General features: G+C 48.8%; 23 protein-coding genes and 6 tRNA genes. 19 read left to right on the top strand and 10 right to left on the bottom strand.

What is annotated here, in order from left to right; all coding sequences use genetic code 11:
* Position 1 precedes the first annotated feature (1 nt).
* From JYB63_RS03620 to JYB63_RS03590, 7 genes are all read right to left on the bottom strand, one after another.
* Complete coding sequence (locus JYB63_RS03620; protein WP_205656436.1) at positions 2 to 778, bottom strand: hydroxypyruvate isomerase family protein; 777 nt, start codon at positions 776 to 778, stop codon at positions 2 to 4.
* Positions 771 to 1,709 (bottom strand): NAD(P)-dependent oxidoreductase, encoded by a 939-nt coding sequence (locus JYB63_RS03615; protein WP_205656435.1) that lies wholly within the window; start codon positions 1,707 to 1,709, stop codon positions 771 to 773. The genes JYB63_RS03620 and JYB63_RS03615 overlap by 8 nt, the downstream gene beginning before the upstream one ends.
* Before the next feature lie 28 nt (positions 1,710 to 1,737).
* Positions 1,738 to 2,073, bottom strand: coding sequence for a TusE/DsrC/DsvC family sulfur relay protein (locus tag JYB63_RS03610; protein ID WP_205656434.1), 336 nt, complete (start codon positions 2,071 to 2,073; stop codon positions 1,738 to 1,740).
* 12 nt (positions 2,074 to 2,085) lie between these two features.
* Entirely contained in the window at positions 2,086 to 2,382 is a 297-nt protein-coding gene (gene tusB, locus JYB63_RS03605) for a sulfurtransferase complex subunit TusB (protein ID WP_205656433.1), read from the bottom strand.
* Position 2,383: 1 nt separating this feature from the next.
* Positions 2,384 to 2,752, bottom strand: a complete 369-nt coding sequence (gene tusC, locus JYB63_RS03600; RefSeq protein WP_205656432.1) for a sulfurtransferase complex subunit TusC — start codon at positions 2,750 to 2,752, stop codon at positions 2,384 to 2,386.
* Positions 2,753 to 2,775: 23 nt separating this feature from the next.
* Positions 2,776 to 3,168, bottom strand: a complete 393-nt coding sequence (gene tusD / locus JYB63_RS03595; RefSeq protein WP_205656431.1) for a sulfurtransferase complex subunit TusD — start codon at positions 3,166 to 3,168, stop codon at positions 2,776 to 2,778.
* A gap of 165 nt (positions 3,169 to 3,333) precedes the next feature.
* Positions 3,334 to 4,017 carry a Bax inhibitor-1/YccA family protein gene (locus JYB63_RS03590; protein WP_205656430.1) on the bottom strand — a complete coding sequence of 228 codons (684 nt, stop codon included), beginning with the start codon at positions 4,015 to 4,017 and terminating at the stop codon, positions 3,334 to 3,336.
* Between the two features lie 228 nt (positions 4,018 to 4,245).
* Between JYB63_RS03590 and JYB63_RS03585 the strand changes: the two genes are divergently transcribed.
* From JYB63_RS03585 to mtnN, 3 genes are all read left to right on the top strand, one after another.
* On the top strand, positions 4,246 to 5,001 hold the full coding sequence (locus JYB63_RS03585) for a pseudouridine synthase (protein ID WP_205656429.1): 756 nt from the start codon (positions 4,246 to 4,248) through the stop codon (positions 4,999 to 5,001).
* Positions 5,002 to 5,071: 70 nt separating this feature from the next.
* The gene (locus JYB63_RS03580) at positions 5,072 to 6,079 is read left to right on the top strand and encodes a thioredoxin fold domain-containing protein (RefSeq protein ID WP_205656428.1); all 1,008 of its coding nucleotides are present in this window, start codon (positions 5,072 to 5,074) and stop codon (positions 6,077 to 6,079) included.
* 52 nt (positions 6,080 to 6,131) lie between these two features.
* Complete coding sequence (gene mtnN / locus JYB63_RS03575; RefSeq protein WP_205656427.1) at positions 6,132 to 6,884, top strand: 5'-methylthioadenosine/S-adenosylhomocysteine nucleosidase; 753 nt, start codon at positions 6,132 to 6,134, stop codon at positions 6,882 to 6,884.
* Between the two features lie 66 nt (positions 6,885 to 6,950).
* Here the strand turns inward: mtnN and JYB63_RS03570 are convergent, their stop codons facing one another.
* Positions 6,951 to 7,487, bottom strand: a complete 537-nt coding sequence (locus tag JYB63_RS03570; RefSeq protein ID WP_205656426.1) for a TlpA disulfide reductase family protein — start codon at positions 7,485 to 7,487, stop codon at positions 6,951 to 6,953.
* Between the two features lie 139 nt (positions 7,488 to 7,626).
* On the opposite strand from JYB63_RS03570, the gene JYB63_RS03565 reads away from it, so the two are divergent.
* On the top strand, positions 7,627 to 8,502 hold the full coding sequence (locus JYB63_RS03565) for an NAD(P)-dependent oxidoreductase (protein ID WP_205656425.1): 876 nt from the start codon (positions 7,627 to 7,629) through the stop codon (positions 8,500 to 8,502).
* 123 nt (positions 8,503 to 8,625) lie between these two features.
* Positions 8,626 to 8,763, top strand: coding sequence for a hypothetical protein (locus JYB63_RS03560; protein ID WP_205656424.1), 138 nt, complete (start codon positions 8,626 to 8,628; stop codon positions 8,761 to 8,763).
* Positions 8,764 to 8,833: 70 nt separating this feature from the next.
* On the opposite strand, the gene JYB63_RS03555 is transcribed toward JYB63_RS03560, so the two are convergent.
* Complete coding sequence (locus JYB63_RS03555) at positions 8,834 to 9,775, bottom strand: DUF1853 family protein (protein ID WP_205656423.1); 942 nt, start codon at positions 9,773 to 9,775, stop codon at positions 8,834 to 8,836.
* A gap of 157 nt (positions 9,776 to 9,932) precedes the next feature.
* On the opposite strand from JYB63_RS03555, the gene JYB63_RS03550 reads away from it, so the two are divergent.
* The 11 genes from JYB63_RS03550 (at position 9,933) to JYB63_RS03500 (ending at position 17,127) form a co-directional block, all read left to right on the top strand.
* The gene (locus JYB63_RS03550) at positions 9,933 to 10,244 is read left to right on the top strand and encodes an excinuclease ABC subunit C (RefSeq protein ID WP_205656422.1); all 312 of its coding nucleotides are present in this window, start codon (positions 9,933 to 9,935) and stop codon (positions 10,242 to 10,244) included.
* A gap of 117 nt (positions 10,245 to 10,361) precedes the next feature.
* Positions 10,362 to 12,251: an excinuclease ABC subunit UvrC gene (gene uvrC, locus JYB63_RS03545; RefSeq protein WP_205656421.1), complete on the top strand. Its 1,890-nt coding sequence runs from the start codon at positions 10,362 to 10,364 to the stop codon at positions 12,249 to 12,251.
* 77 nt (positions 12,252 to 12,328) lie between these two features.
* Positions 12,329 to 12,877, top strand: coding sequence for a CDP-diacylglycerol--glycerol-3-phosphate 3-phosphatidyltransferase (gene pgsA / locus JYB63_RS03540; protein ID WP_205656420.1), 549 nt, complete (start codon positions 12,329 to 12,331; stop codon positions 12,875 to 12,877).
* Positions 12,878 to 13,054: 177 nt separating this feature from the next.
* Positions 13,055 to 13,130 (top strand) — tRNA-Gly (locus JYB63_RS03535).
* 40 nt (positions 13,131 to 13,170) lie between these two features.
* Positions 13,171 to 13,244, top strand: a tRNA-Cys gene (locus tag JYB63_RS03530).
* A 6-nt stretch (positions 13,245 to 13,250) separates the two neighbouring features.
* Positions 13,251 to 13,337: transfer RNA gene (locus JYB63_RS03525), tRNA-Leu, on the top strand.
* A 274-nt stretch (positions 13,338 to 13,611) separates the two neighbouring features.
* The gene (locus JYB63_RS03520) at positions 13,612 to 14,109 is read left to right on the top strand and encodes a hypothetical protein (RefSeq protein ID WP_205656419.1); all 498 of its coding nucleotides are present in this window, start codon (positions 13,612 to 13,614) and stop codon (positions 14,107 to 14,109) included.
* A 502-nt stretch (positions 14,110 to 14,611) separates the two neighbouring features.
* Complete coding sequence (locus JYB63_RS03515) at positions 14,612 to 16,246, top strand: P-loop NTPase fold protein (RefSeq protein WP_205656418.1); 1,635 nt, start codon at positions 14,612 to 14,614, stop codon at positions 16,244 to 16,246.
* Between the two features lie 579 nt (positions 16,247 to 16,825).
* Positions 16,826 to 16,901, top strand: a tRNA-Gly gene (locus JYB63_RS03510).
* Positions 16,902 to 16,959: 58 nt separating this feature from the next.
* Positions 16,960 to 17,035, top strand: a tRNA-Gly gene (locus tag JYB63_RS03505).
* A gap of 18 nt (positions 17,036 to 17,053) precedes the next feature.
* Positions 17,054 to 17,127, top strand: a tRNA-Cys gene (locus tag JYB63_RS03500).
* A gap of 38 nt (positions 17,128 to 17,165) precedes the next feature.
* Here JYB63_RS03500 and JYB63_RS03495 read toward each other — a convergent pair.
* Positions 17,166 to 17,975, bottom strand: coding sequence for a phosphotransferase (locus tag JYB63_RS03495; RefSeq protein WP_205656417.1), 810 nt, complete (start codon positions 17,973 to 17,975; stop codon positions 17,166 to 17,168).
* Between the two features lie 189 nt (positions 17,976 to 18,164).
* Between JYB63_RS03495 and thiB the strand changes: the two genes are divergently transcribed.
* From thiB to JYB63_RS03480, 3 genes are read left to right on the top strand one after another with little or no spacing between them, the layout of a single operon-like run.
* On the top strand, positions 18,165 to 19,169 hold the full coding sequence (gene thiB / locus JYB63_RS03490) for a thiamine ABC transporter substrate binding subunit (RefSeq protein WP_205656416.1): 1,005 nt from the start codon (positions 18,165 to 18,167) through the stop codon (positions 19,167 to 19,169).
* Positions 19,170 to 19,211: 42 nt separating this feature from the next.
* Positions 19,212 to 20,777 carry an ABC transporter permease subunit gene (locus tag JYB63_RS03485; RefSeq protein ID WP_205656415.1) on the top strand — a complete coding sequence of 522 codons (1,566 nt, stop codon included), beginning with the start codon at positions 19,212 to 19,214 and terminating at the stop codon, positions 20,775 to 20,777.
* 8 nt (positions 20,778 to 20,785) lie between these two features.
* Positions 20,786 to 21,385, top strand: coding sequence for an ATP-binding cassette domain-containing protein (locus tag JYB63_RS03480; RefSeq protein ID WP_205656414.1), 600 nt, complete (start codon positions 20,786 to 20,788; stop codon positions 21,383 to 21,385).
* Positions 21,386 to 21,388 lie beyond the last annotated feature (3 nt).

Raw genomic sequence — 21,388 nt, 5'->3', positions numbered from 1 at the left:
CTTATTTTGATTGATTTAACCAACTGAGCCCCGTGAGGGTACCGGCCAGTGGTATATATTCAAGACTGACAGATCCAGCATAAGATGTCGCGTCTATTGCATTGAAAACATTGGTGAAGTTAATTTCACCGGTACCTGGTTCATGACGGCCAGGTACATCTGCAAACTGTATGTGGCCAATCCGGTCAATGTTTTCCTGCAGGGTCTTAATCAGATTCCCCTGCATAATCTGCATATGATAAATATCAAACTGCAGTTTCAGATTGGCATGTCCAACCTCAGCAAACAGCTGCCATGCCTGGTCGCTGGTGTTGAGGAAAAAACCAGGAATATCCTGAGTATTTATCGCTTCACTGACCAGGCTAATACCTTCTGTATCACATGCTACAGCCGTATCGTATAGATTACGGATAAATGTTGATTTTACTTGGGCTTTTTCACTATTTTGGGGAGTAATGCCCGCCAGTAAATTAATTTTTTTGCAGTTCAGGGCTGTTGCATAGCGAATTGCTTTGGCAACCCCTTGCTGTTGTTCATCAATTCTGTCCGGATGGCAGGCAATTCCCCGTTCTCCGGCTGCCCAGTCACCGGCAGGGGCATTAATCAGTATCAGCTCCAGCTTATGCTGTTCCAGCTCTTCTTTTATTTCTGCAATGCTCAGTTCATAAGGGAATTGTATTTCAACCTTTTGAAACCCGGCCTCGGCTGCGGCACGAAAGCGTTGTTTCAGCGGCAACTCAGTAAAGAGCATGTTCAGATTGACAGCAAAATCAGGCATCCTGGTGCTCCATGTTATATCTGGGTGTAACCGCAGGGGCTGATGTGGGCTTATCGTTCAGACGGGCTGGCTGGTTCAGTGCTTCAAGCTGCAGCAATAAGCCGCTGTGATCTACTTCTTCAAAACCTTTGCTAACCATTTCCTGGTATTGCTCATATACCCGCTGGGAAAGGGGCAGGGTCAGTGACTCTGCTCTGGCAGTGTCGAGAATTGTCCGCAGGTCTTTCAGTTGTACCCGCGAAGTAGCTCCGGGATTGAACTGCCGGTCGATCATACGCTGGCCATGAAGCTCAAGGATTCTGCTGCTGGCAAAGCCGCCCATCAGTGCTTCTCTGACGGCCGCCGGATCTGCACCGCCTTCAGCGGCCAGTAACAGGGCTTCAGAGACGGCGCCAATGGTAATACCAACAATGGCCTGGTTGGCGCATTTGGCCAGCTGCCCGGAACCGGCCGGGCCGATGTAGGTGGATTTACCCAGCGCATCAAATACCGGCTGTGCCGCATCAAATGTCTGTTTATTGCCGCCAGCCATAATCGACAGGGTAGCCTGCGCGGCGCCGACGGTTCCTCCGGATACCGGAGCATCAAGATAGTTGATGCCGGCTGACTGAAATGTGGCTGCGTGTTGTTTGGCCATTTCCGGAGGAATGGAGCTCATATCTATGACTGTGGCGTCAGGCTTAAAGCTGCTGATGCCCGCCTGCTGTAATAAAACGTCATCTACGATCGGACCGTTTTCCAGCATGGAAATCACGATGTCAGCCTGTTTCACTGCACCGGCTGGCGTGTCGGCAATTTCTGCGCCGTGCTGGCGCAGGGCCTCGGCTTTACTGGCAGTGCGGTTCCAGACGATGACGCTGAATCCTGCGTTCAGCAGATTGGTTGCCATGGGGTGTCCCATCAGGCCGATACCCAGAAAAGCAATACGCATATTGGCTCCAGAAAGTAAGTGTCAGAAATCAGAGGCAGTTGGTTGGCTTGGGTAAGCCTGCCAGTTTGCTGGCCAGTTTGGCCGGGCTGCCCGGAAAGAGTTGCATCAGATACATGCTCTTACCTTTGTCTGCACCCAGTTTTAAGCCCACCGCTTTAACCAGTGGTCGCATCGCCGGAGACTGTTCGTAGGTGTGATAGAAATCCCGCAGTATTTCGATAACCTGCCAGTGATCGTCTGTCAGTGTCAGGTTTTCGGCTGAGGCAAGCTGTTCGGCAACAGACCGGTTCCAGTCATTCAGGTTGCGCAGATAGCCTTCTTTATCAAGTTCGATGGTCTGGCCATCAATGATTAACTGTGACATGTAGATTCCGTATCAAGCCCAACTGACAACAGGGTGATGCTGGCAGCTAAGTTCAACAAAGGTGCTGTAAGTGGCAGCCTTAAACAATGGGTTAAGTGTACTCAGGCCGCGGGCATCAGTATCCGCTGACAGTACATAGCAATCAACCGCTAGGCTTTCTGCATGCTGAAACAGTGGGCTGTAGGCATCCAGTGCGGCATAAACGCCGTCTTCAATCAGTAACAGTGCATCGCCTGCCTGCAGAGCACTGAGGCAATCCTGGATAGCGGAGCTGCCGGAGGGCGCTTTATTAAGGGTATGTAGACTCATATCAGAAACTCATTACCTGGTCGTGGCGGCTGATCAGTGCGGCTATTTGCTGGTCATCCAGCAGTTCAGCGGGAAGGCTTAACTGAGCTTTATCCAGCCCCCGTTCTTTCATTGCGCTGGCTGAAACAAAAATCTGGTCAATGTCGTACATTGGCAGGGCAGACAGGTTTGCCGCAAGATTCTTCTGGCCAATTCCCTGCGGTTGATGATCTTTCAGCAGCTGAAAGACGCCGTCAGCAAGAAATAACAGGCTGATGTCCTGCTCAAAGACAGACGCTGTTAACGCTACATCCAGTGCGTCACGGGCGGCTGAGGAACCGTAGGGGGCCTGTCGGTTAATCAGCAGAAAGGATTTTTTAATCTGACTCATGGGGTTTCCTCTGGGCTGCTGAGTTAAGGGGCAAAGGTAATCATGCGGTCAGAAATCATTGCCGCTTCTACTAACTGGCCAAGGCCGGAGAGCTGATAGTTGTCCTGCAGGTTACCGGCCGGTTTTTCGTGCCGCTTGGCTTCGCCATCGTCCAGTACACCCCGGCGCACTGCTGCGGCAATGCATACCACCAGATCAAGTTCGTGGTCTTTGGCCAGTTGCTGCCATTCGTCAGGGATATGCATTTCATCCTGAGGTGGCGTCGCCAGTTTTGAGCCGGTGTGTACGGCGTCAGCATAAAAGAAAACCCGGTGAATACTGTGGCCCTGTTGCAGTGCTTCCCGGGCGAACTGAAGCGCGGTTGCGACACTTTGGCTGCTGTAAGGCGCGCCGGTGATAAGCAGAGAGAAGATCATAGTTTGTGGTATCTGTGCTAATAAAACATTTCGCAGTGATACGGTAATGTGTACTGCGTGAAAGCCAAAACGTGATGGCAAAAAAAAGCCCTGCAATTGCAGGGCTTTAGTTTAACAAGGCTTAGCCATTTGAAGAAATAGGCCAGGCCGTTTTATCTGTTGGGATCAGTCGTCGCTGAAAGCACCGATCAGACTCAGCAGGTGTACGAACAGGTTGTAAATGTTCAGGTACAGGCTGACAGTCGCCATGATGTAGTTGGTGTAAACGCCGTTAACGATGTTGCTGGTGTCATACAGGATGAAACCGGCCATCAGCATCACGATCAGAGCAGAGAATGCCAGGCTGAATGCGCCAACTTCAACGCCGAAGAAAGGCAGGGCGATCAGGGCAACCATAGAGATCAGGGCAACCATCATACCGGCAGCCAGGAAGCCACCCATGAAGCTGAAGTCTTTTTTGCTGGTCAGCACGTATGCAGACAGACCCATGAATACTGCGCCGGTCATACCCAGTGCGGTCATGATGATCTGACCACCGTTAGACATTGCCAGGTAGTGGTTCAGTAATGGTCCCAGACCAAAACCCATCAGGCCGGTAAAGGCGAATACCATTGGTAGCGCCCAAACAGAATTCTGCATTTTGTTCAGAGCAAAAATCATGATGAAGCTGACAATAACACTGCCGATGTAGAGCATGAACGGAGGATTCATTGCCATGGAAATACCCGCAGTGACGGCACTGAAGACCAGTGTCATAGCCAGCAGCATGTAGGTATTACGGATTACTTTATTGGTTGCCAGGATCGACTCTTGCGAGCGCGGGGCAGCCATAGTATCGATATTACGCATTGTATCCCTCGATAAAATCTTAATGATGTTGCTTTATATATATAGGATTTTGTTGTTATTTCAACTCTGAGAGCATGAAAAAAAAGAAAAAAATATTCAAAAATCCTTACAAATTATAGGCCTACCAGCTTTCTTAGGTTTAGTCTGTACCTGAAAGCAGGCGATCCGTATCATACGGCGCCTGATGTGGCCCGCAAAGCCCGGCAAACTGACAAAACGGTATGATGAGTGACTGAAACAAGCGCGACTGAACTGAATGTCCTTTTTGAAGACGATTACCTGCTGGCAATCGATAAACCTTCCGGGCTACTGGTGCATCCGAGCCCGATTGAAAGGCGGGCGGAAAATGCTGTGGCCCTGTTGCGTGAACAGCGGAATTTCAAGGCCTACACAATTCATCGTCTGGACCGTCCGACCTCCGGGGTATTGCTGTTTGCTAAGGATCCGGTGACCGCCCGGGCGATGAGTGAGCAGTTTGCCGCCAGAGAAACAGAGAAAACCTACCTGTGTGTGTGTCGCGGATATACAGATGCAGAGGGTGTTATCGATTACCCGCTGAAAGAAGAACTGGATAAGGCTGCTGATAAATTTGCCAATCCTGATCAGCCAGCGAAAGATGCCGTAAGCATATACCGGACGCTTGGGCATGCGGAACTGGACGTTCCTTCCGGAAATTTTGCAACCAGCCGTTACTCGCTAGTTGAAGTCAGACCTAAGACGGGCAGAAAACATCAGATTCGCCGTCATATGAAGCATATTTTTCACCCGATTATCGGTGACACCAAGCATGGTGACGGCCATCATAACCGGATCTTCCGTGATAAATTCGACTTGCAGCGCCTACTGTTGCTGGCAACCCGGCTTGAATTTACCCATCCTCACACCGGTGACCGGATTTGTATAACCGCTGAGCCGGGCGAGTGGGAACGGTCTCTGTTCGCTGAGCTAGGCTGGGCGGATGTAGCGCTGATGGCCGGTTCGTAAGGGCGAATTGGATATACTTGTTGTTCGGGTACGTATTTAAAGCAGAGCTGAGACGAAGGAGATATCAGTTATGTTCAGGCAAGGTATAAAACAGTGTATTCAGCGGCTGTGCTGGTTAGCCGCAGTTATGGTTATGGCGTTTAGCGTGCATGCTGCTAACCCGGATGGTAAGCCGGCGATTGAAATGCAGGCGGTTGATCATAACCAGGAAATCCCTGAGCTCAGCTGGTATCTGGATGGTTTTCTGGAACTTGCCGATGATGTTGCCGAGGCAAAGGAACGTGGCCATAAGATAGTGCTGTACTTCCATCAGGAAGGTTGCCCTTATTGCTATAACCTTGTCACTCAGGTGTTTCCGGAGCCCCGGGTTGATGCTCTGATGGCTGACAATTATGAACTTATAGAGCTGGATATCTGGGGTTCACGGATTGTTACCCTGCAGGACGGCACTGAACTGGAAGAAAGACAGTTGGCGGCCATGTTAAAAGTTCAGTACACCCCGACCCTTATTTTTCTGGATGAAACAGGTACACCGGAACGCCGGGTAGACGGCTACCGGCCACCGGAAGCATTTCTCGAGCTGGTCACCGGGCTGGTTAATGGCAAGAGTGCACTGCCCGCTGCAGAGGGAGTGGGGGATCAGATTATTGATCTGGGGATGAAAGCAGACCGGCCAGTGGCTGTTCAGCTGGTTGCCACAGACTGTGCTGCCTGCGAAGGCTTCAGTAAAGAGGTGTTGTCCAGAGAGGATACGCAGGCGTTGCTGTCCGGCTATCGGCGGCTGGACGTTAATCTGACGGAGAACCCCATGGTTAAGCTTCCGGATGGTACGACGGTTGCCGCAGGTCAGTGGGCCCGGGAGTTGGGTATCTCGTATTTACCTGCCTGGATTTTTCTGGATTCAGCGGGTAAGGAACAGTTTCGGGTGGATGCTTACGTAAGAGCATTTCACTTTAACAGTGCTTTGCAGTATGTTGCTTCCGGCGCATACAAAGGTCAGCCCGAGTTTCAGCGGTATCTTCATGATCAGGCTGATCAGATTCGTAAAAGCGGCAACAGCGTCGATATATTAGAGTGATAATGATTATTTAATCATTACGCGTGGTAATTTTAATTGGGAAACGTATAACATGACAGCACAAACCAGTTTTGCAAGCCGCCTTCAGCAGCAAAATAACGCGCTTAAAGTAGGCATTATCGGTGCGATGGATGAAGAGGTAGAAATCCTTAAGCAGGCACTGCAGAACCGTGAAGATCATACAATTGCCGGTTATGAGCTTTTTACCGGTCAGATGCACGGCGTTGAAGTTGTGCTGCTTAAATCAGGTATCGGCAAGGTAAATGCGGCGATTGGCACCACACTGATGCTGCAGACGTTTCAGCCAACCTGTGTGATTAACACCGGTTCTGCCGGCGGTTTTGCGGCGGAGTTGGAAGTAGGTGATGTTGTTATTTCTTCTGAGGTGCGCCATCACGATGTGGATGTAACCATCTTTGGCTACGAACACGGCCAGGTGCCGGGCCTGCCAGCAGCATTCCTGCCGGATGAGCATCTGGCTCAGGTGGCGGAGCGCTGTATCGCGCGTATGGAAGGTATGAAGACCGTTCAGGGCCTGATTGCTACCGGTGATTCATTCATGAACTGTCCGGATCGCGTTGCCAAAACCCGTGAAAACTTCCCGACAATGAAAGCGGTTGAGATGGAAGCAGCGGCAATTGCCCAGACTTGTCATCAGTTTGATATGCCGTTCATTGTTATCCGTGCGCTGTCTGATATCGCCGGTAAGGAATCCAACCTGTCATTTGAGGAATTCCTGGTAACAGCGGCTAAGCATTCCGCGGCAATGGTAATGAACATTGTTGAAGATCTGCACACCGCATAAAGATGCAGAGAGAATAAAAAAGCCGGCAATTGCCGGCTTTTTTGTGTCTGCTTATTGAGGCTTAAGTTAAGGGATAAGACCTCTGACCGCCCGGATGTTTTCCGGGTGATCCCATTCGCGGATACCAACGATCTTTTCCAACACTTTGCCGTCAGCATCCAGAACAAAGCTGGAAGGCATCACATCAATCAGTTTTGAACCCAGCGCAGTGCCTTTTTCATCAATCAGAATGTCCATGGAAAGCCGGGTTTCCTGTTGGTTGAGGAAGTTTTCAATGTTGGCCTGATTTTCACTGATATTGACCGCAATAACCTGAAATTCATCATAACTGAACGCGTCCTGTAAACGTTGCAGGGCAGGCATTTCTTTAACGCATGGCCGGCACCAGGAAGCCCAGAAGTTCACCAGTACGGGTTTGCCGCGGTATTCGCTGAGTGAGCGGGTGTTATTTTCCATGTCAGACAATGATAGCTGTTCCAGTTGCTTTGTCTGTGCTTCAGAGCTGTTCTCTTCAGCATACGCCGCTGTGGCAGAGCAGAAGGTCAGGATGGCTGAAGTAATCATTACGCGTGGAAATGTTTTTAATTGCTGCATGCTGATCATAAATTTGCGTCCGTGAGAATTAACACCGTTGCACATATTCTGCCCGATAACGGCGCGAGTCTAAACAAAGAGTTTTGCATTGGCTGCGCTTGGTATAGGCTAGGCGCAGTTTATATTGCGTGTCAGAGGATAAGAACACATGAAGGTTGCATTTGTTGGTTTGGGAGTAATGGGTTTTCCAATGGCGGGTCATCTGGCCCGTGCCGGTCATGACGTGTGCGTGTATAACCGTACTGCGGCCCGTGCTGAAAAGTGGCTGGAGACTTACCCGGGCAGCCGTGCTGATACGCCTCAGGCTGCCGCTCAGAGCGCTGAAATCGTGTTCACCTGTGTTGGTAATGATGCAGATCTGCGGGAAGTGGTTATTGGTGAACAGGGGGTCTTTGCCGGTCTGGCTGCCGGTGCCATCCTGGTTGACCATACAACAGCGTCTGCTGATGTGGCCCGTGAGCTTGATGCCATTGCCACTGAACGGGGTTTCGGTTTTTTGGATGCGCCGGTTTCCGGTGGTCAGGCGGGCGCTGAGAACGGTGTGCTGAGTGTGATGGTTGGCGGCAGTGATTCGGTATTTGCCAAAGCTGAGCCGGTGATTGATTGTTTTGCTAAATCCAGCAAGTTACTTGGCCCGGCAGGTAGTGGCCAGCTGGCTAAGATGGTGAATCAGATTTGTATTGCCGGTCTGGTTCAGGGCTTATCTGAAGGGGTTCACTTTGCCCAGCAGGCGGGCCTGGATGTGGCGGCTGTATTTGATGTTATTCAGCACGGTGCAGCCGGTTCCTGGCAGATGGTAAACCGTCATCAGACCATGATCGATGACGAGTTTGATTTTGGCTTTGCTGTCGACTGGATGCGTAAGGATCTGGACATTGCTCTGAATGAAGCCCGCAATAACGGTGCTCAGTTACCGGTTACCGGTCTGGTTGATCAGTTTTATGCGGATGTGCAGGGCATGGGGGGCAACCGCTGGGATACATCCAGCCTGGTTAAGCGTCTGAACCGTAACCGTCAGTCATAAAATTCAGTGCGGTTGATTAAAGTTTGCACAAAATTACCGCTGTCTCTTGATGATTGGTGCCGATTCTCTATAATCGGCGCCAATTATAAATAAGGGTTAAAACCCCGAAACGAGGACAGTTCTATGGTAGATAAGTACAGCTTAATCTCTTTCGCGCCGAGCATTGCAATTGTTGGCGCTATGCTGGTAATGGTTGTTTTAGGTGTATCTTTTCTGAAGAAGAGCATTGCTAAAGACGCCGCTGCTGCTGAGCGTAAATAAGTTACTGCTTATTTGATATCTGCAGGTGCTGTCCGGTACCTGCATCATTCCTTTCTTTTTTATCTGATTTTCAATTAGTTACGCAGCTTTTATGAAGCGGTGTTTCTGCTTTCTGGTGCCAGTCATCAGGCACGATAAACCCACGGCTCACTTCCTGCCAGCCATGTTCCGGGTGTTCATTCAGCTGGGCAATCAGCAGCGGTGACGATAAATCATCAATGTTCGTCAGAAGCTCATGACGGCTCAGGCTGTCCTGGAAGCACATGCGCGCCGGTGCCAGCCATTGCGGTTTCATCAGGATGCCGTAGCGGAAGTTCTGATTAGCTGGCAGTTCCTGGGCGGCTTTGAGCGGCAGCCACCAGCCCCGGGCGTGTTGCGGGCTGATCGGTTCAATCCAGTTATTTGCATCCTGCCATTCAGCGTAAGGGTAGAAGAGATAACCTTTTAGCAGCAGGCTGTGCACATCAGGGAACAGATCAAGTTTTTCTGCCTGCCGGCTACCGGCAAGCGTGCTGGACAGCTGTAACTGATGTTCATTAAGCCTTTGCCATTTACGTGAAAGCTGATCGGAACGGTTAGGGCCGATAAAGTGGCTAAGGTCCTGCGCCCGGGTGTCGGTACACAGGTAGAATTTTACGGCGGTCTCCAGATGAACTTTTTTACCGTTATTCAGGCGGATCAGAAAGTCATATTCACCCACGGTAGTTTTATCTTTAAATACCTGAATATTAGTTTTTATTTCAGTAGGTTGTATGAACTGTTTAAGGTATATTTTAACCAGGTCTTCGAAGTAATAACCGAGTCTGTAACAGGCTTGCTGTCGCAGCTGGCTGATGACGGATTCGGGATGGCTGTCGAGGGATTCTAGGTGTTGTTGCAGGTTGTTTATATCAAACAGCCAGTCGGCACAGAGTGATTCAGGTAGAGTCATAATGTCCGGGCTGCGGGCGAGCCAGGCCAGATCTCTGACAATTCCGTGGCGGAAGTTTGCCATGCTTACTTCAGTCTTCATACGCAAAGCATTCACATTGCTGGGAAAAATCCCTAAAGTAGTGAAACTGTAGCAGTTATTGTGCGTGTTTGAGAACTCCTTTTCAGCGCATACCTCAGGCATGTCACTGATAACGCAACCGAAAGCCGGGCGAACCGCCCTTTATAAGGTACATATAATGACCCAGAGCAGACGACAGCAGGATACTCAGGTGGTTGATGAGAAAGACCGTCATCCTTTAATGACTACCAATGACATTAATATGATTCTGGTGAATGGTGCACAAACCGCTCTGAGCAAACTGAAAAGGGCGCAGAGCTTTAATGCCCGGCTGTATTACTATGCTGAGATAGCGGTATTTCTTGAGGTGTCCCTCTCCCGTGATTCAGGCATTCTGGATGATACCCGGCAGCGGCTGGAAGAGATTCATCAGGAAGCCACCCACGTCCATATGGATGCCAATAAGCTCAATAATATCATTGATGTTTAAGCGTTAAGCACTGTTCCCCGTTAGCAGGAAATACTGCTGGCGGGCAGGTGATGTTCTTTTCCTGTCCGGAAGATTTATGGCTTGCCACCCGTTGGGTGCTCAGTAGAATACGGCTGCATGGTTGATAATAATTCCCCCCACGATGATGCTGTTTTTAAAGCAGCGGACACCAGCGATAACTCACAGCAGGCTTTCGACAGTAAGGCCTTTCTTTCCCGCCTGACCAGGCGCCCAGGCGTGTATCAGATGTATAACAGCAAAGAAGAGCTGTTGTACGTGGGCAAGGCAAAAAATCTTAAAAACCGTGTCAGTAGTTATTTTCGCTCTACGGGCCTGAATGTTAAAACTCAGGCGCTGGTCAGCCACATTGCCGATATTCAGATTACGGTAACGAACAGCGAAACCGAAGCATTACTGCTTGAGCAGAATCTGATCAAAGAAAACCGGCCGCCATATAACATTCTGCTGCGCGATGATAAGTCCTATCCGTATATTTTTGTGTCAGATACACAGAAATACCCCGCAGTAAGGTTTCACCGTGGTGCCAAGCGGGCGAAGGGGAAGTATTTCGGGCCGTTCCCCAGCAGTGGGGCGGTACGGGAAAGTCTTGCCATTCTGCAGAAGGTGTTTCAGATCCGGCAGTGTGAAGAGAGTTTCTTTAAAAACCGTTCACGGCCTTGCCTGCAGCATCAGATTAAACGCTGCACAGCGCCCTGTGTCGGGCTGATTTCGCCGGAAGCCTATCAGGGAGATATTCGCCGGGCGAGTATGTTCCTGGAAGGTAAAAGTACCGCGATTATGGATGAGCTGGCGGTACTGATGGAAGAGGCGTCCATGGCGCTGAAGTTTGAAGACGCCGCGCATTTCCGGGACCAGATTTCCAGCCTGCAAAAGGTGCAGGAACAGCAGTATGTTTCCGGTACCAGCGGTGATGCAGATGTCATTGGCTGTGCGATTAAGCCCGGCGGTGTGTGTCTGCATATGCTGTTTGTCCGCTGTGGGCGGATTATCGGTTCTAAAGTGCATCACCCTAAAGTGTCTGTTGAAGATACTGAAAGTGATTTGTTATCTGCCTTTATTGCCCAGTGGTATCTGGGGGCTGGCAGGGAAATTCCGGATTCAGTCATTACCAGTTTCCCGCTGGATGATAAGGATTGCCTTGAAGAGGCGCTGGCTGAACGTCGCGGCAAGAAAGTTGCTGTGGTCGAACGGGTGCGGGCTGAGAAAGCCGGCTGGCAGCGGCTGGCGCAAACCAATGCGGAACAGCATCTGCAAAGTTATCTGGCCAGTAAGCAGAATATTTATAACCGCTTCCTGGCCCTGCAGGAGGCAATGCAGCTGGACGATGTGCCAAGGCGGCTTGAATGCTTCGATATCAGTCACAGCTCCGGTGAGGCAACGGTTGCATCCTGTGTGGTATTCGACCATAACGGGCCGCTGAAGAGTGATTACCGGCATTTTAATATTACTGACATCACCGGCGGTGATGATTACGCCGCCATGCATCAGGCATTAACCCGTCGCTATACGCGTTTGCGTAAAGGTGAAGGGAAGCTGCCGGATATTTTGCTGATCGACGGTGGTAAAGGGCAGGTCTCCCAGGCGGTTGATGTGCTCAGTGAACTGCAGATCGAAGGGGTGCTGATTGTCGGTGTGGCCAAAGGCAGTGATCGCCGTGCCGGTCTGGAAACCCTGGTCATGGCGGAAACAAATACTGAAATTACCCTGCGGGGTGATTCTTCGGCGTTGCACCTGATCCAGCATATCCGAGATGAGGCGCACCGTTTTGCGATTACCGGGCACCGGGCGCGCCGTGCCAAGGCACGCAAAACCTCCCCGCTGGAAGGTATTGCCGGTGTGGGAGCCAAGCGTCGCCGGGAATTGCTGAAACACTTTGGTGGTATTCAGTCGATCGAGAAAGCAAGTATTGAAGAAATTGCAAAAGTCTCTAGTATTAGCCGCAAAATTGCTGAGGATATCTATGCCGCGTTACATCCGGACCCGTAACTGATATGTTAGCTGCGGTCTGAAAGGGCATGATATTTAAAGGGTTGTCGATAAAACCCTGTTGTATTGGATAATTGATGAAAATCCCTAATATTTTAACCTCATTACGTATCGTTCTGATTCCGGTCTTCGTGATGATTTATTACCTTCCCTATGGCTGGAGCGCAGCAGGGGCGGGGTTTGTATTTGCGCTGGCGGCTGTTACTGACTGGCTGGACGGGTATCTGGCCCGTAAGCTGGATCAGAGCTCGCCGTTCGGTGCGTTTCTGGATCCGGTGGCGGATAAACTGATGGTTGCGGCGGCATTAACACTGCTGGTTGAGACCTATGGCAATCTCTGGATTACCATTCCGGCGATTATCATCATTGGCCGTGAAATTGTTATATCTGCGTTGCGTGAATGGATGGCTGAACTGGGTAAGCGGGCGAATATCTCGGTATCCTATATCGGTAAGGTGAAGACATCGCTGCAAATGCTGTCGATTCTCCTGTTACTGGTTAGTATTCCTTACTCCACCGTATCCTGGGCGGGCATCGTATGCCTGTATCTGGCAGCAGTGCTGACGCTGTGGTCGATGTACATTTATCTGGCTGCATCGTGGGCGGATTTAACCCACGATATCTGAGTGCGTTAAAGCACGCCAAAAATTAATAATAACCAGCCTTGTGCTGGTTATTTTTTGTCCGTTTGCCGGCAATCTAAGTTATTAATCTGCTTAGTTTTTTCTAAGCAGGGGTGAAAGCCAAAAGTTGTTGACATAAAAGGGCATCTGTCTATAATACGCACCACTCTTACGGAGCAGGCGGAATTAGCTCAGTTGGTAGAGCGGAACCTTGCCAAGGTTCAGGTCGTCGGTTCGAGCCCGATATTCCGCTCCAATTTCTTTTCTTTAAAGAGCTGCAACGTAAAAGTTACCTAGGCGCGATGGCAGAGTGGTTATGCAGCGGACTGCAACTCCGTGTACGCCGGTTCGATTCCGACTCGCGCCTCCATGTCCAGCCCGGATGATGGAATTGGTAGACATAGGAGACTTAAAATCTCCCGCTGGAAACAGCGTGCCGGTTCAAGTCCGGCTCCGGGCACCATTGTCACATGGTCACTTTAAACCCCGCAGGCTCAGGCTTTCGGGGTTTTTTGTTGTTTGGGGCTTGGGTTGCCAGTTTCGCTGAAAAACGCCTTTCCGAATATTTCAGAATTCATTTCAGAATATACAGTGGTTTTAAATCGATGCTTAAAACCCTGATGAATGTCATTTATGTAAGCTTTTCCTCATTAAAATTTGCTGTGATATTGCGTTATATCCGATAGCTAATATTATCGTGGGTATCCGCATGTATGAGAGTTAATAAGGGACTATAAATGGCTAAAAATATAGGCAGGTTTAATTATTATGTCGGGGCTGTTTTTGCGCAGCTGTATCAGGCTTTTCCTGTAAAAATTCAGGTCGATATGCCGGCAATAATAGGTTGTACTGAGTCAGATGAAACGTATGCTTCGGGTTTCTGGACAGGTCGATATCTCAGTACTGAAAGAGGAATCGTGGAAGATTTCACAGAAGAGTTTGAATGCCTTAGGGCAACGATGCTCTGGCTTCACGAAACCGGTTATCTGCTTGGAAGGGTTGGGGCTACCTCAGGTGGGTTTGAGGGAGTAGTTACTTTGAGCCCTAAAGCTCTGGAGCTTCTGAAAGTAATTCCGGCAGCATTGGCGGATGAAGCAGAGTCCCGAAGCTTTGGTGATGCCCTTATTGATGCGGTTAATGGTGCAGCAGTTGATAAGGTAGGCGAGCTTGCCGGTGATGCGCTTTCCTACCTTTATAAGTTTGGTATGGAGTCAGTGACTAATCTGGCTGGCTGATATCATTACTCATGTGTGTCTACGACGGGTGTTTTCCGGTCATAGGTATTGATATCTGATGTGATCGGTGGCCATTGAATGTCTGTTTATTGCCCTCCCAGTTACTGATGCTTTCGGCTTTTATGTCGTGGAAAGTGAAATCAAAATCTAGATTTGGGTGGTTGTTGGCGACTAGTTTCTTTACCTTCAGCCTGCGAGCTATGAGAGCAGCATAGCTCAACGGCTGTCCCTGTTTGTTTGCAATCACCTGACTGAGTTGGTCACCTGGTATGACTCGGCAACCTTGATGGCTGCCTGCAGGTAAGGGGATCAAGCTTTAATCTGAGCCTTGCCGGTATTGCCTTGTTCGATATAAATACCTTCTTCCAGTAGTTGAGTATTTATGTTTAGTAAGTAATCGAAATTAGTGAGATATTTGACTCAAATCAACTATAGAATATGTTGGTTAGGATAGAGCCTGCTGTACTCTTAGAGTATTGATTTAAAAGGGATAATTTAATAAATGTCTATAGATCTTGTGAAGCTTCAAATTCAAAAGTTTCTTTTGTCAGAAACGCCGGAAGTACTGGCGATCAAAGGAGGGTGGGGAGTTGGGAAAACTCATAGCTGGGAGAAATATATAGAAGAGTATCGAGACGACTGTGCGTTGAAGACATATTCCTATGTATCGCTCTTTGGTTTGAATTCAATTAGCGAGATCAAACAGGTTGCATTTCTTAATACAATTGACACAAGAAAAATAGGTGATTCACCAAATTTAAAAGGTTATTCAAGAAAAATTGCTGATTTGGTTAAAGATACAAAAATCCCTTATGTTAGTAGATATGTTGGTGGAATAGGCAATCTAATAGACTCTGTGGCCCAGCTCTCTATGAGTAATACTATTATTTGTTTCGATGACATAGAGCGGCATAGTCAAAAGGTTACAATAAAGGACTTTATGGGATTGGTTTCTTTCTTTAAAGAACAGAAAAACTGCAAAGTTATTTTGCTATTAAATGAAGAGGCTGGTGATGAATCTTTCGATGACTATAGAAAATATAAAGAAAAAATTGTTGACAGGCAGCTAGATTTTAAACCTACACCATCTGAATCATTTGACATTATCTTCAATGATGATTTTGATTATAAAGGCTATATACGTGATTGTTGTATTGGTTTAAATATAAGTAATAAACGTGTATTAAGAAAAATCGTTGAGCATATAAGTGAGTTTTTAAAGCCTATTGAAGACCTTGATGAAAGTATTAAGATGCAAATAATACACTCAGCTATTGTTTTATGCTGGAGTTACTATTGTCATGGGGCTGATCAGGTGAATATACCTGAATTTTCTTTTGTTAATCAAGGTGGCTCGAGAAAAGCAAATGATGACTTGGGTTGGACAGACGATAAGATAAAGCCTTGGAATGCTAAATTAGAGCAGTATGGATATGCACGTTCAGATGATTTAGATCTAGTTGTAGGGAGTGCTATTGAGCAAGGTTATATCGATGTTGATCTGATGCTACAACTATGTAGGCAAAAACAGAAAGAAGTTGACGTTGCTAATGCAAGTGTAAAGTGGAACGATGCTTGGAATCTATATCACGGATCTTTTGATAGTAACGAAGGCGATATAGCTAAAGCTTTTGAGGAAGGTATGAGAGATGTCGCCCAATATAGTTCTGCTTCACAATATAGCCAAGGAGTAAAGATTCTTCGTAAGGTTGATAGGAACGATCTAGCAGATCAATTGATTGAGTTTTTTATTGAGGTGAGGCAGGAAGAGCCTGAAGTATTTAATGTTGATAATGTTTTTTCATTTGGTATTGAAGACGAAGCATTTGAAGTAAGGCTTAAGGAAGCCTATTTAGCTCATAAGCCAGAACCAACCGTTATGGAAATTCTTAAATTACGTTTAGGGGCAAACTCCTATAACACGTCAGAAGTAGAAATATTGGCAAGACTTGAGGAAGATCAGATATTTGATTTGTTTATGAGTTTTAAAGGAGAAGAGTTAACAGGCTATATAAGGGCATTTATGTTACTTGCGGGTAGTAACAAAGATTTATCTCAAAGGACAGGAAGAGTTTTAGAGAGAATAGCAGAAATTAGTCCTTTGAATAGATCAAGATTGGCTAAATTTAGAAGGTGAAAGTAAAGGAGGGAGAGAAGATCCCTGCAATTTCTATAGCTTCCTAAGTTGAGTGGTAGGGGCGTCTGACGCCTGAATGCAGGGCGCAAAAAGAAGAGGCTAATAGAAATACGCGAGATGATAACTGCTTTGTCAGTAGGTGTTATTTCGCAGGAAAATATCAGGGTTGAATTTGTGAAAGATGCGATGTAGTGAAGCAAGCTTTGAGAGAGTCAGCAGCGGTCGTTAACCAGGTTAAAGACCGCTGTTTTGGCACTGCTGCTGGATAACCCCGAGGGCTTAGGAAGCAGGGGCATGGCTTGAGTTTAGTAAACTCCTGGAATGCAAAGTCATACAATAATGCTGAAATCATGGTGTTTCTTCTGTGGTGCATCTCTTGTTTAGAAGCATATCCGTCAGCGTAAGTAGCGATAACTACAGTGTGTTTTCTGAACAGACATAAGCTGCTGTTAAAAAACTGAAAATATCAGTTGAAATAGAGGGGCGATTTTCCTAATATACAGCGCATCGAAACGCCGGGTAGCTCATGAGATTACCAAGTTTTATGAGAGATATAACTGGCAAGTGTTTGATAGAAAAGCGGAATTAGCTCAGTTGGTAGAGCGGAACCTTGCCAAGGTTCAGGTCGTCGGTTCGAGCCCGATATTCCGCTCCACTTCTTGTAAGTGGTGTATAATCTTTGATGCAAACTGATCATCCTGGTCAGGATCTACGCGGAATTAGCTCAGTTGGTAGAGCGGAACCTTGCCAAGGTTCAGGTCGTCGGTTCGAGCCCGATATTCCGCTCCAATCCCTTAAAGATTTCAAGGCGCGATGGCAGAGTGGTTATGCAGCGGACTGCAACTCCGTGAACGCCGGTTCGATTCCGACTCGCGCCTCCATTTCTCTCCCTTTAATCATTTCAGCTTTTTTACAGTGCTTACTCCTGTTCGCCTGCGATTTCCCGTGCCTGAAACCACAGTACTTCCAGTTGTTTGTTAAACCTGACGGCGGTGTCGGCGGCTTTTGAAAACTGTTCTTCGCTTAAATGACTGAAGGCGGGTAGCTGATTGACTGCTTCAGATGTGAAATTGAATTGCGTGATCAGGCCGGCAGCGTCCAGCCAGGGCTGGCAAAGGCCGGCGTATTCCCAGTCCAGTAAGATCAGTTGACCATTGTTGAGGCTCAGGTTACCCGGGTGCAGGTCTTGATGGCCTAATACGACAGGGGTGGAAGGGAGCTGCTGCTGAAGTTCAATTGTGTTGCGCAGTTCCTGCCGGAGTGTCTGGCACGCAGCCCGTTTTTCTTTGTTGCCCTGATGTTCTGTAATTATCTGTTCGTAGGTCTGCCAGATAGCCTCAAATTTAAAGTTAAGTGTTTGCGCGCTGGCGGGGACTGTCTGTAACTGCCGGATAATTTCCAGTAGCTGCGCCTGTGCAGCGTTCATGATCTCCGAGCTGCTGTGTTCACCGTAGTCATGCAGACAGCACCAGCCGCTATCCGGCTGGTTACTGATGACGTTTACCATCCAGGGCTGATTCTGAAGTAACGACATAATACCGGCTTCTCTGCTGCGGCATACACCCACGGCGCGTTCTGCCGGTGCGTTGATTCTGAGGATCTGCTGGCCCGTATTTTCCCGAAACAGATAGTTACTGGTTCCCTGAGTATTAAGTGGGTGCCAGTCAGAGGTTTTTAGCTGGGAGCAAGCATGTGCATAGCAGTGTTGCAGGTCGTCAGGTAGTTGCACGTGAGGTCTTTTGTCAGATGATGGTCGGGTTATTGTCAGCTTTCAGTGCAGTGTACTGTCGGTGAAATTCCGGGTAAAGCAATCCGTTAAAATCATAGGCTTATGTGTGACTTGTAACTGCTTGGGTAAGCTCACTGTTTAGAGTAATATGGCGCCCGGTAAATCAAATTAATTTTCGGGGAATCGTACATGGCTAAGTTTAAGTCGGCGCTGTTGGCATCTGCTGTATCACTGTCTGCGGGAGGAATGTTGTCGGCGACAGCTGCTCAGGCAGAACCGCTGAATGTATATACGTATGATTCCTTTGTTTCAGAGTGGGGCCCGGGTCCAAAGCTTGAGGCGGCATTTGAAGCTCAGTGTAACTGTGATGTGAACTTTATTGCGGTTGATGACGGTGTCAGCATTCTTAACCGTCTGCGGGTTGAAGGCGAGAAGAATAAAGCTGACGTCATCATGGGTATTGATGATGCGCTGCTGGAAGAGACCCGTGCTACCGGTCTGATTGCTGAGCATAAGGTGGAACTGCCTGAGCTGCGGGCTGAGCTTAACTGGCAGGATAAGCAGTTCGTTCCGTTTGATATGGGGTACTTCGCCTTTGTTTATGATGCGGACAAGATTGCCGAGCCTGCTAAGTCTTTACGTGAGCTGATTAACAGTGATGCCAGTGTTATTTATCAGGATCCCCGTACCAGTACACCGGGTCAGGGTTTAATGATGTGGGTTGAGTCTGTTTACGGCGATGAGTCTGAAGCGGCCTGGAAGCAGCTGAGTCAGCACACTGTGACCGTCACCAAGGGGTGGTGGGAAGCCTATAGCATGTTCCTGGAAGGCGGTGCTGATTATGTGCTGAGTTACACGACATCTCCGGCCTATCATGTTGTTGTAGAAGAAAAAAATAATTACAAAGCGGCCGCATTCAGCGAAGGCCATGTGGCGCAGGTTGAGGTTGCGGCGGTACTGAACACCAGTAAACAGCCAGCGCTGGCGCAACAGTTTGTGCAGTTCCTGGTGTCTCCTGAAGCGCAGGAAATTCTGCCAGTGACAAACTGGATGCTGCCGGTAGCTAAGAATACTGAGTTGCCTGAAGTGTTTGGTCGCCTGGCCAATGTTGAGCGCATTGGCTTCACTTCAGAGGAAGTAGCTGCGCATCGTAAAGCATGGATCCGCGAATGGCGCAGCGCTGCAGCTAAATAACATGATGGTTGAAGCTGTCCTGCCAGCGTTGCAGTACTGTATATGTTGGTAATTGCATTACTGGTACTGACCGGCAACATCGCCGTGTCAGTACTGGCCTTTCAGGGGCTTATCGGCTTTTCGGGGCAGGGAGCCGATCTCAGTATTTTCAGTGACGTCTATTTCTGGGGCGTACTTTCCTTTTCTGTAAAGCAGGCTGTGCTGAGTGCGGTGCTGTCCGTGCTGTTGGCATGGCCGGTTGCCCGGGGGTTGTATTTCCTGCCTGCACTGCGGGGCCAGCAATCTTTTCTTCAGCTTTGTCTGCTGGCATTTGTAATGCCAACTCTGGTGCTGATCACCGGACTGGTTGTACTGTTTGGTCGTTCCGGATGGCTGCTGCCGCTGCTGCCTGATGACTGGAATCTCTATGGCCTGCATGGCATTTTGTTGGCACATATATATCTGAATATGCCCTTTGCTATCAGAATGTTACGACAGCAATATAACAATATACCTGATCCGGCATGGCGGCTGGCGCTACAGCTCAAACTCACTGATTGGCAGCGCTTTTGTTATATAGAATTACCGGTACTGCGTCCGGTGCTGGTGATGCTGCTCGGCTTTGTTTTCATTCTTTGTTTTAACAGTTTTGCGGTGGTGCTAGCGCTGGGTGGCGGGCCGCAGGCAACGACCCTTGAGGTCGCGATCTATCAGGCACTGAAGTACGATTTTAATATACCTGAAGCACTGAGCTTTGCCTGGACGCAGCTGGTCATTGCCGGCGGATTGTTTGTGGTGCTGTACCGTAAAGGCAGCGGCGGTTGGCTGAGTGTGGATCTGCCTGAGAGTCACTGGCGGCCGTTACCGGGTAAATGGGCCGGTAACGCATACCGGGCATGCTATGGGTTGGTGTGGGTGTTTCTGTTACTGCCGTTGGTGTCGCTGGTGTTTCAGGCGGCGCGGAACGATCTGCTCAGTTTTGATTATCTGGCATTGCTGCAGCCTGTGCTGTTATCAGCATTATTGGGCATTATGGCTGCCTGTTTTGCCGTGGTTATCGGTTATTTATTACTGTTGCCGGTCCGTGAGGCTCGCTATCGCGGCATGACACGACGGCAGTGGCTCGTTGAGTGGCTTGCCACCCATACACTGATTGCGCCAGCAATGGTGACCAGTGTTGGCCTCTACGTACTGTTGCTGCCGCAAGTGGATCTTGATCAGTACGGTCTGGCTCTTGTGGTAGTGCTGAATACGCTGGCGGTAGTGCCTTTTGTTGTACAACAGTTGCGGCCGCGTTTACTGCAATATGATGCGCAGTACGACCAGTTGGTGCGTAACCTGAAGTTTTCACCTTTTATGCGTTTACAGGTTGAATTGCCATATCTGCGGCAGGTGCTGATTAATGCGTTTGCGTTAGGGTTGTTGCTGGCCATTGGAGATGTGTCGATATTTGCAATCTTTGGTCACCAGGAGCTGATCACGCTGCCCTGGCTGATTTACAGTTATGCTGGCACCTACAGAATGGATGAGGCGGCGATGGCTTCGCTGGTTCTGTTGCTGATGTGTGCCGGGTTAATGAAGCTCTTCGTGGCTCAGAAGTTACCTTACAAAGTTAAAGATAAGCGATAAATATCAATATGTTAAAGATAGAAGCTCTTAAAGTGCGTCGTGATCATAAGTTGCTTGCTTATGACATGACGATTGCGCCTGGTGAGCGGGTAACGCTTCAGGGTGAGAGCGGTGTAGGTAAAACGACGTTGCTTCTGTGTCTTGCCGGCTTTGTGGAAGCGGAGTCCGGTGCTGTCAGTTTTAATGACGAGCCGCTTCTGACTTTGCCTGCTGACAGGCGGCCGGTTGCAATGCTGTTTCAGGAGCATAATCTGTTTGAGCATTTATCGGTTATCAGGAATTTGACTCTGGCCCTGCAGGGCGTAGATGAGGCCTTAATCCTTACAGAGGCGGGGCGGCTGGGCGTGGATGAGCTGCTTGAGAAAATGCCTGCTCAACTGTCTGGCGGGCAGCGTCAGCGTGTCGCTTTGCTGAGGACGCTGCTAAGGCCTGAGCCTGTGGTGCTGCTTGATGAGCCTTTCGCAGAGTTAGATGCTAAAACCCGCGAGCTGGCGGCTGATTGGGTTCAGGAGAAAGTGGAAGCTTCGGGTAAGACGCTGATATTGGTTACACATCAGGATGAAGACGTGGCCAGGCTTTCGCAACGTAATATTATAATTACCGGATAAAAA

This window comes from Aliamphritea spongicola (genome assembly GCF_017051665.1).
GTDB lineage: Bacteria > Pseudomonadota > Gammaproteobacteria > Pseudomonadales > Balneatricaceae > Amphritea > Amphritea spongicola.
This window is presented reverse-complemented; position numbering and strand designations above follow the sequence as displayed.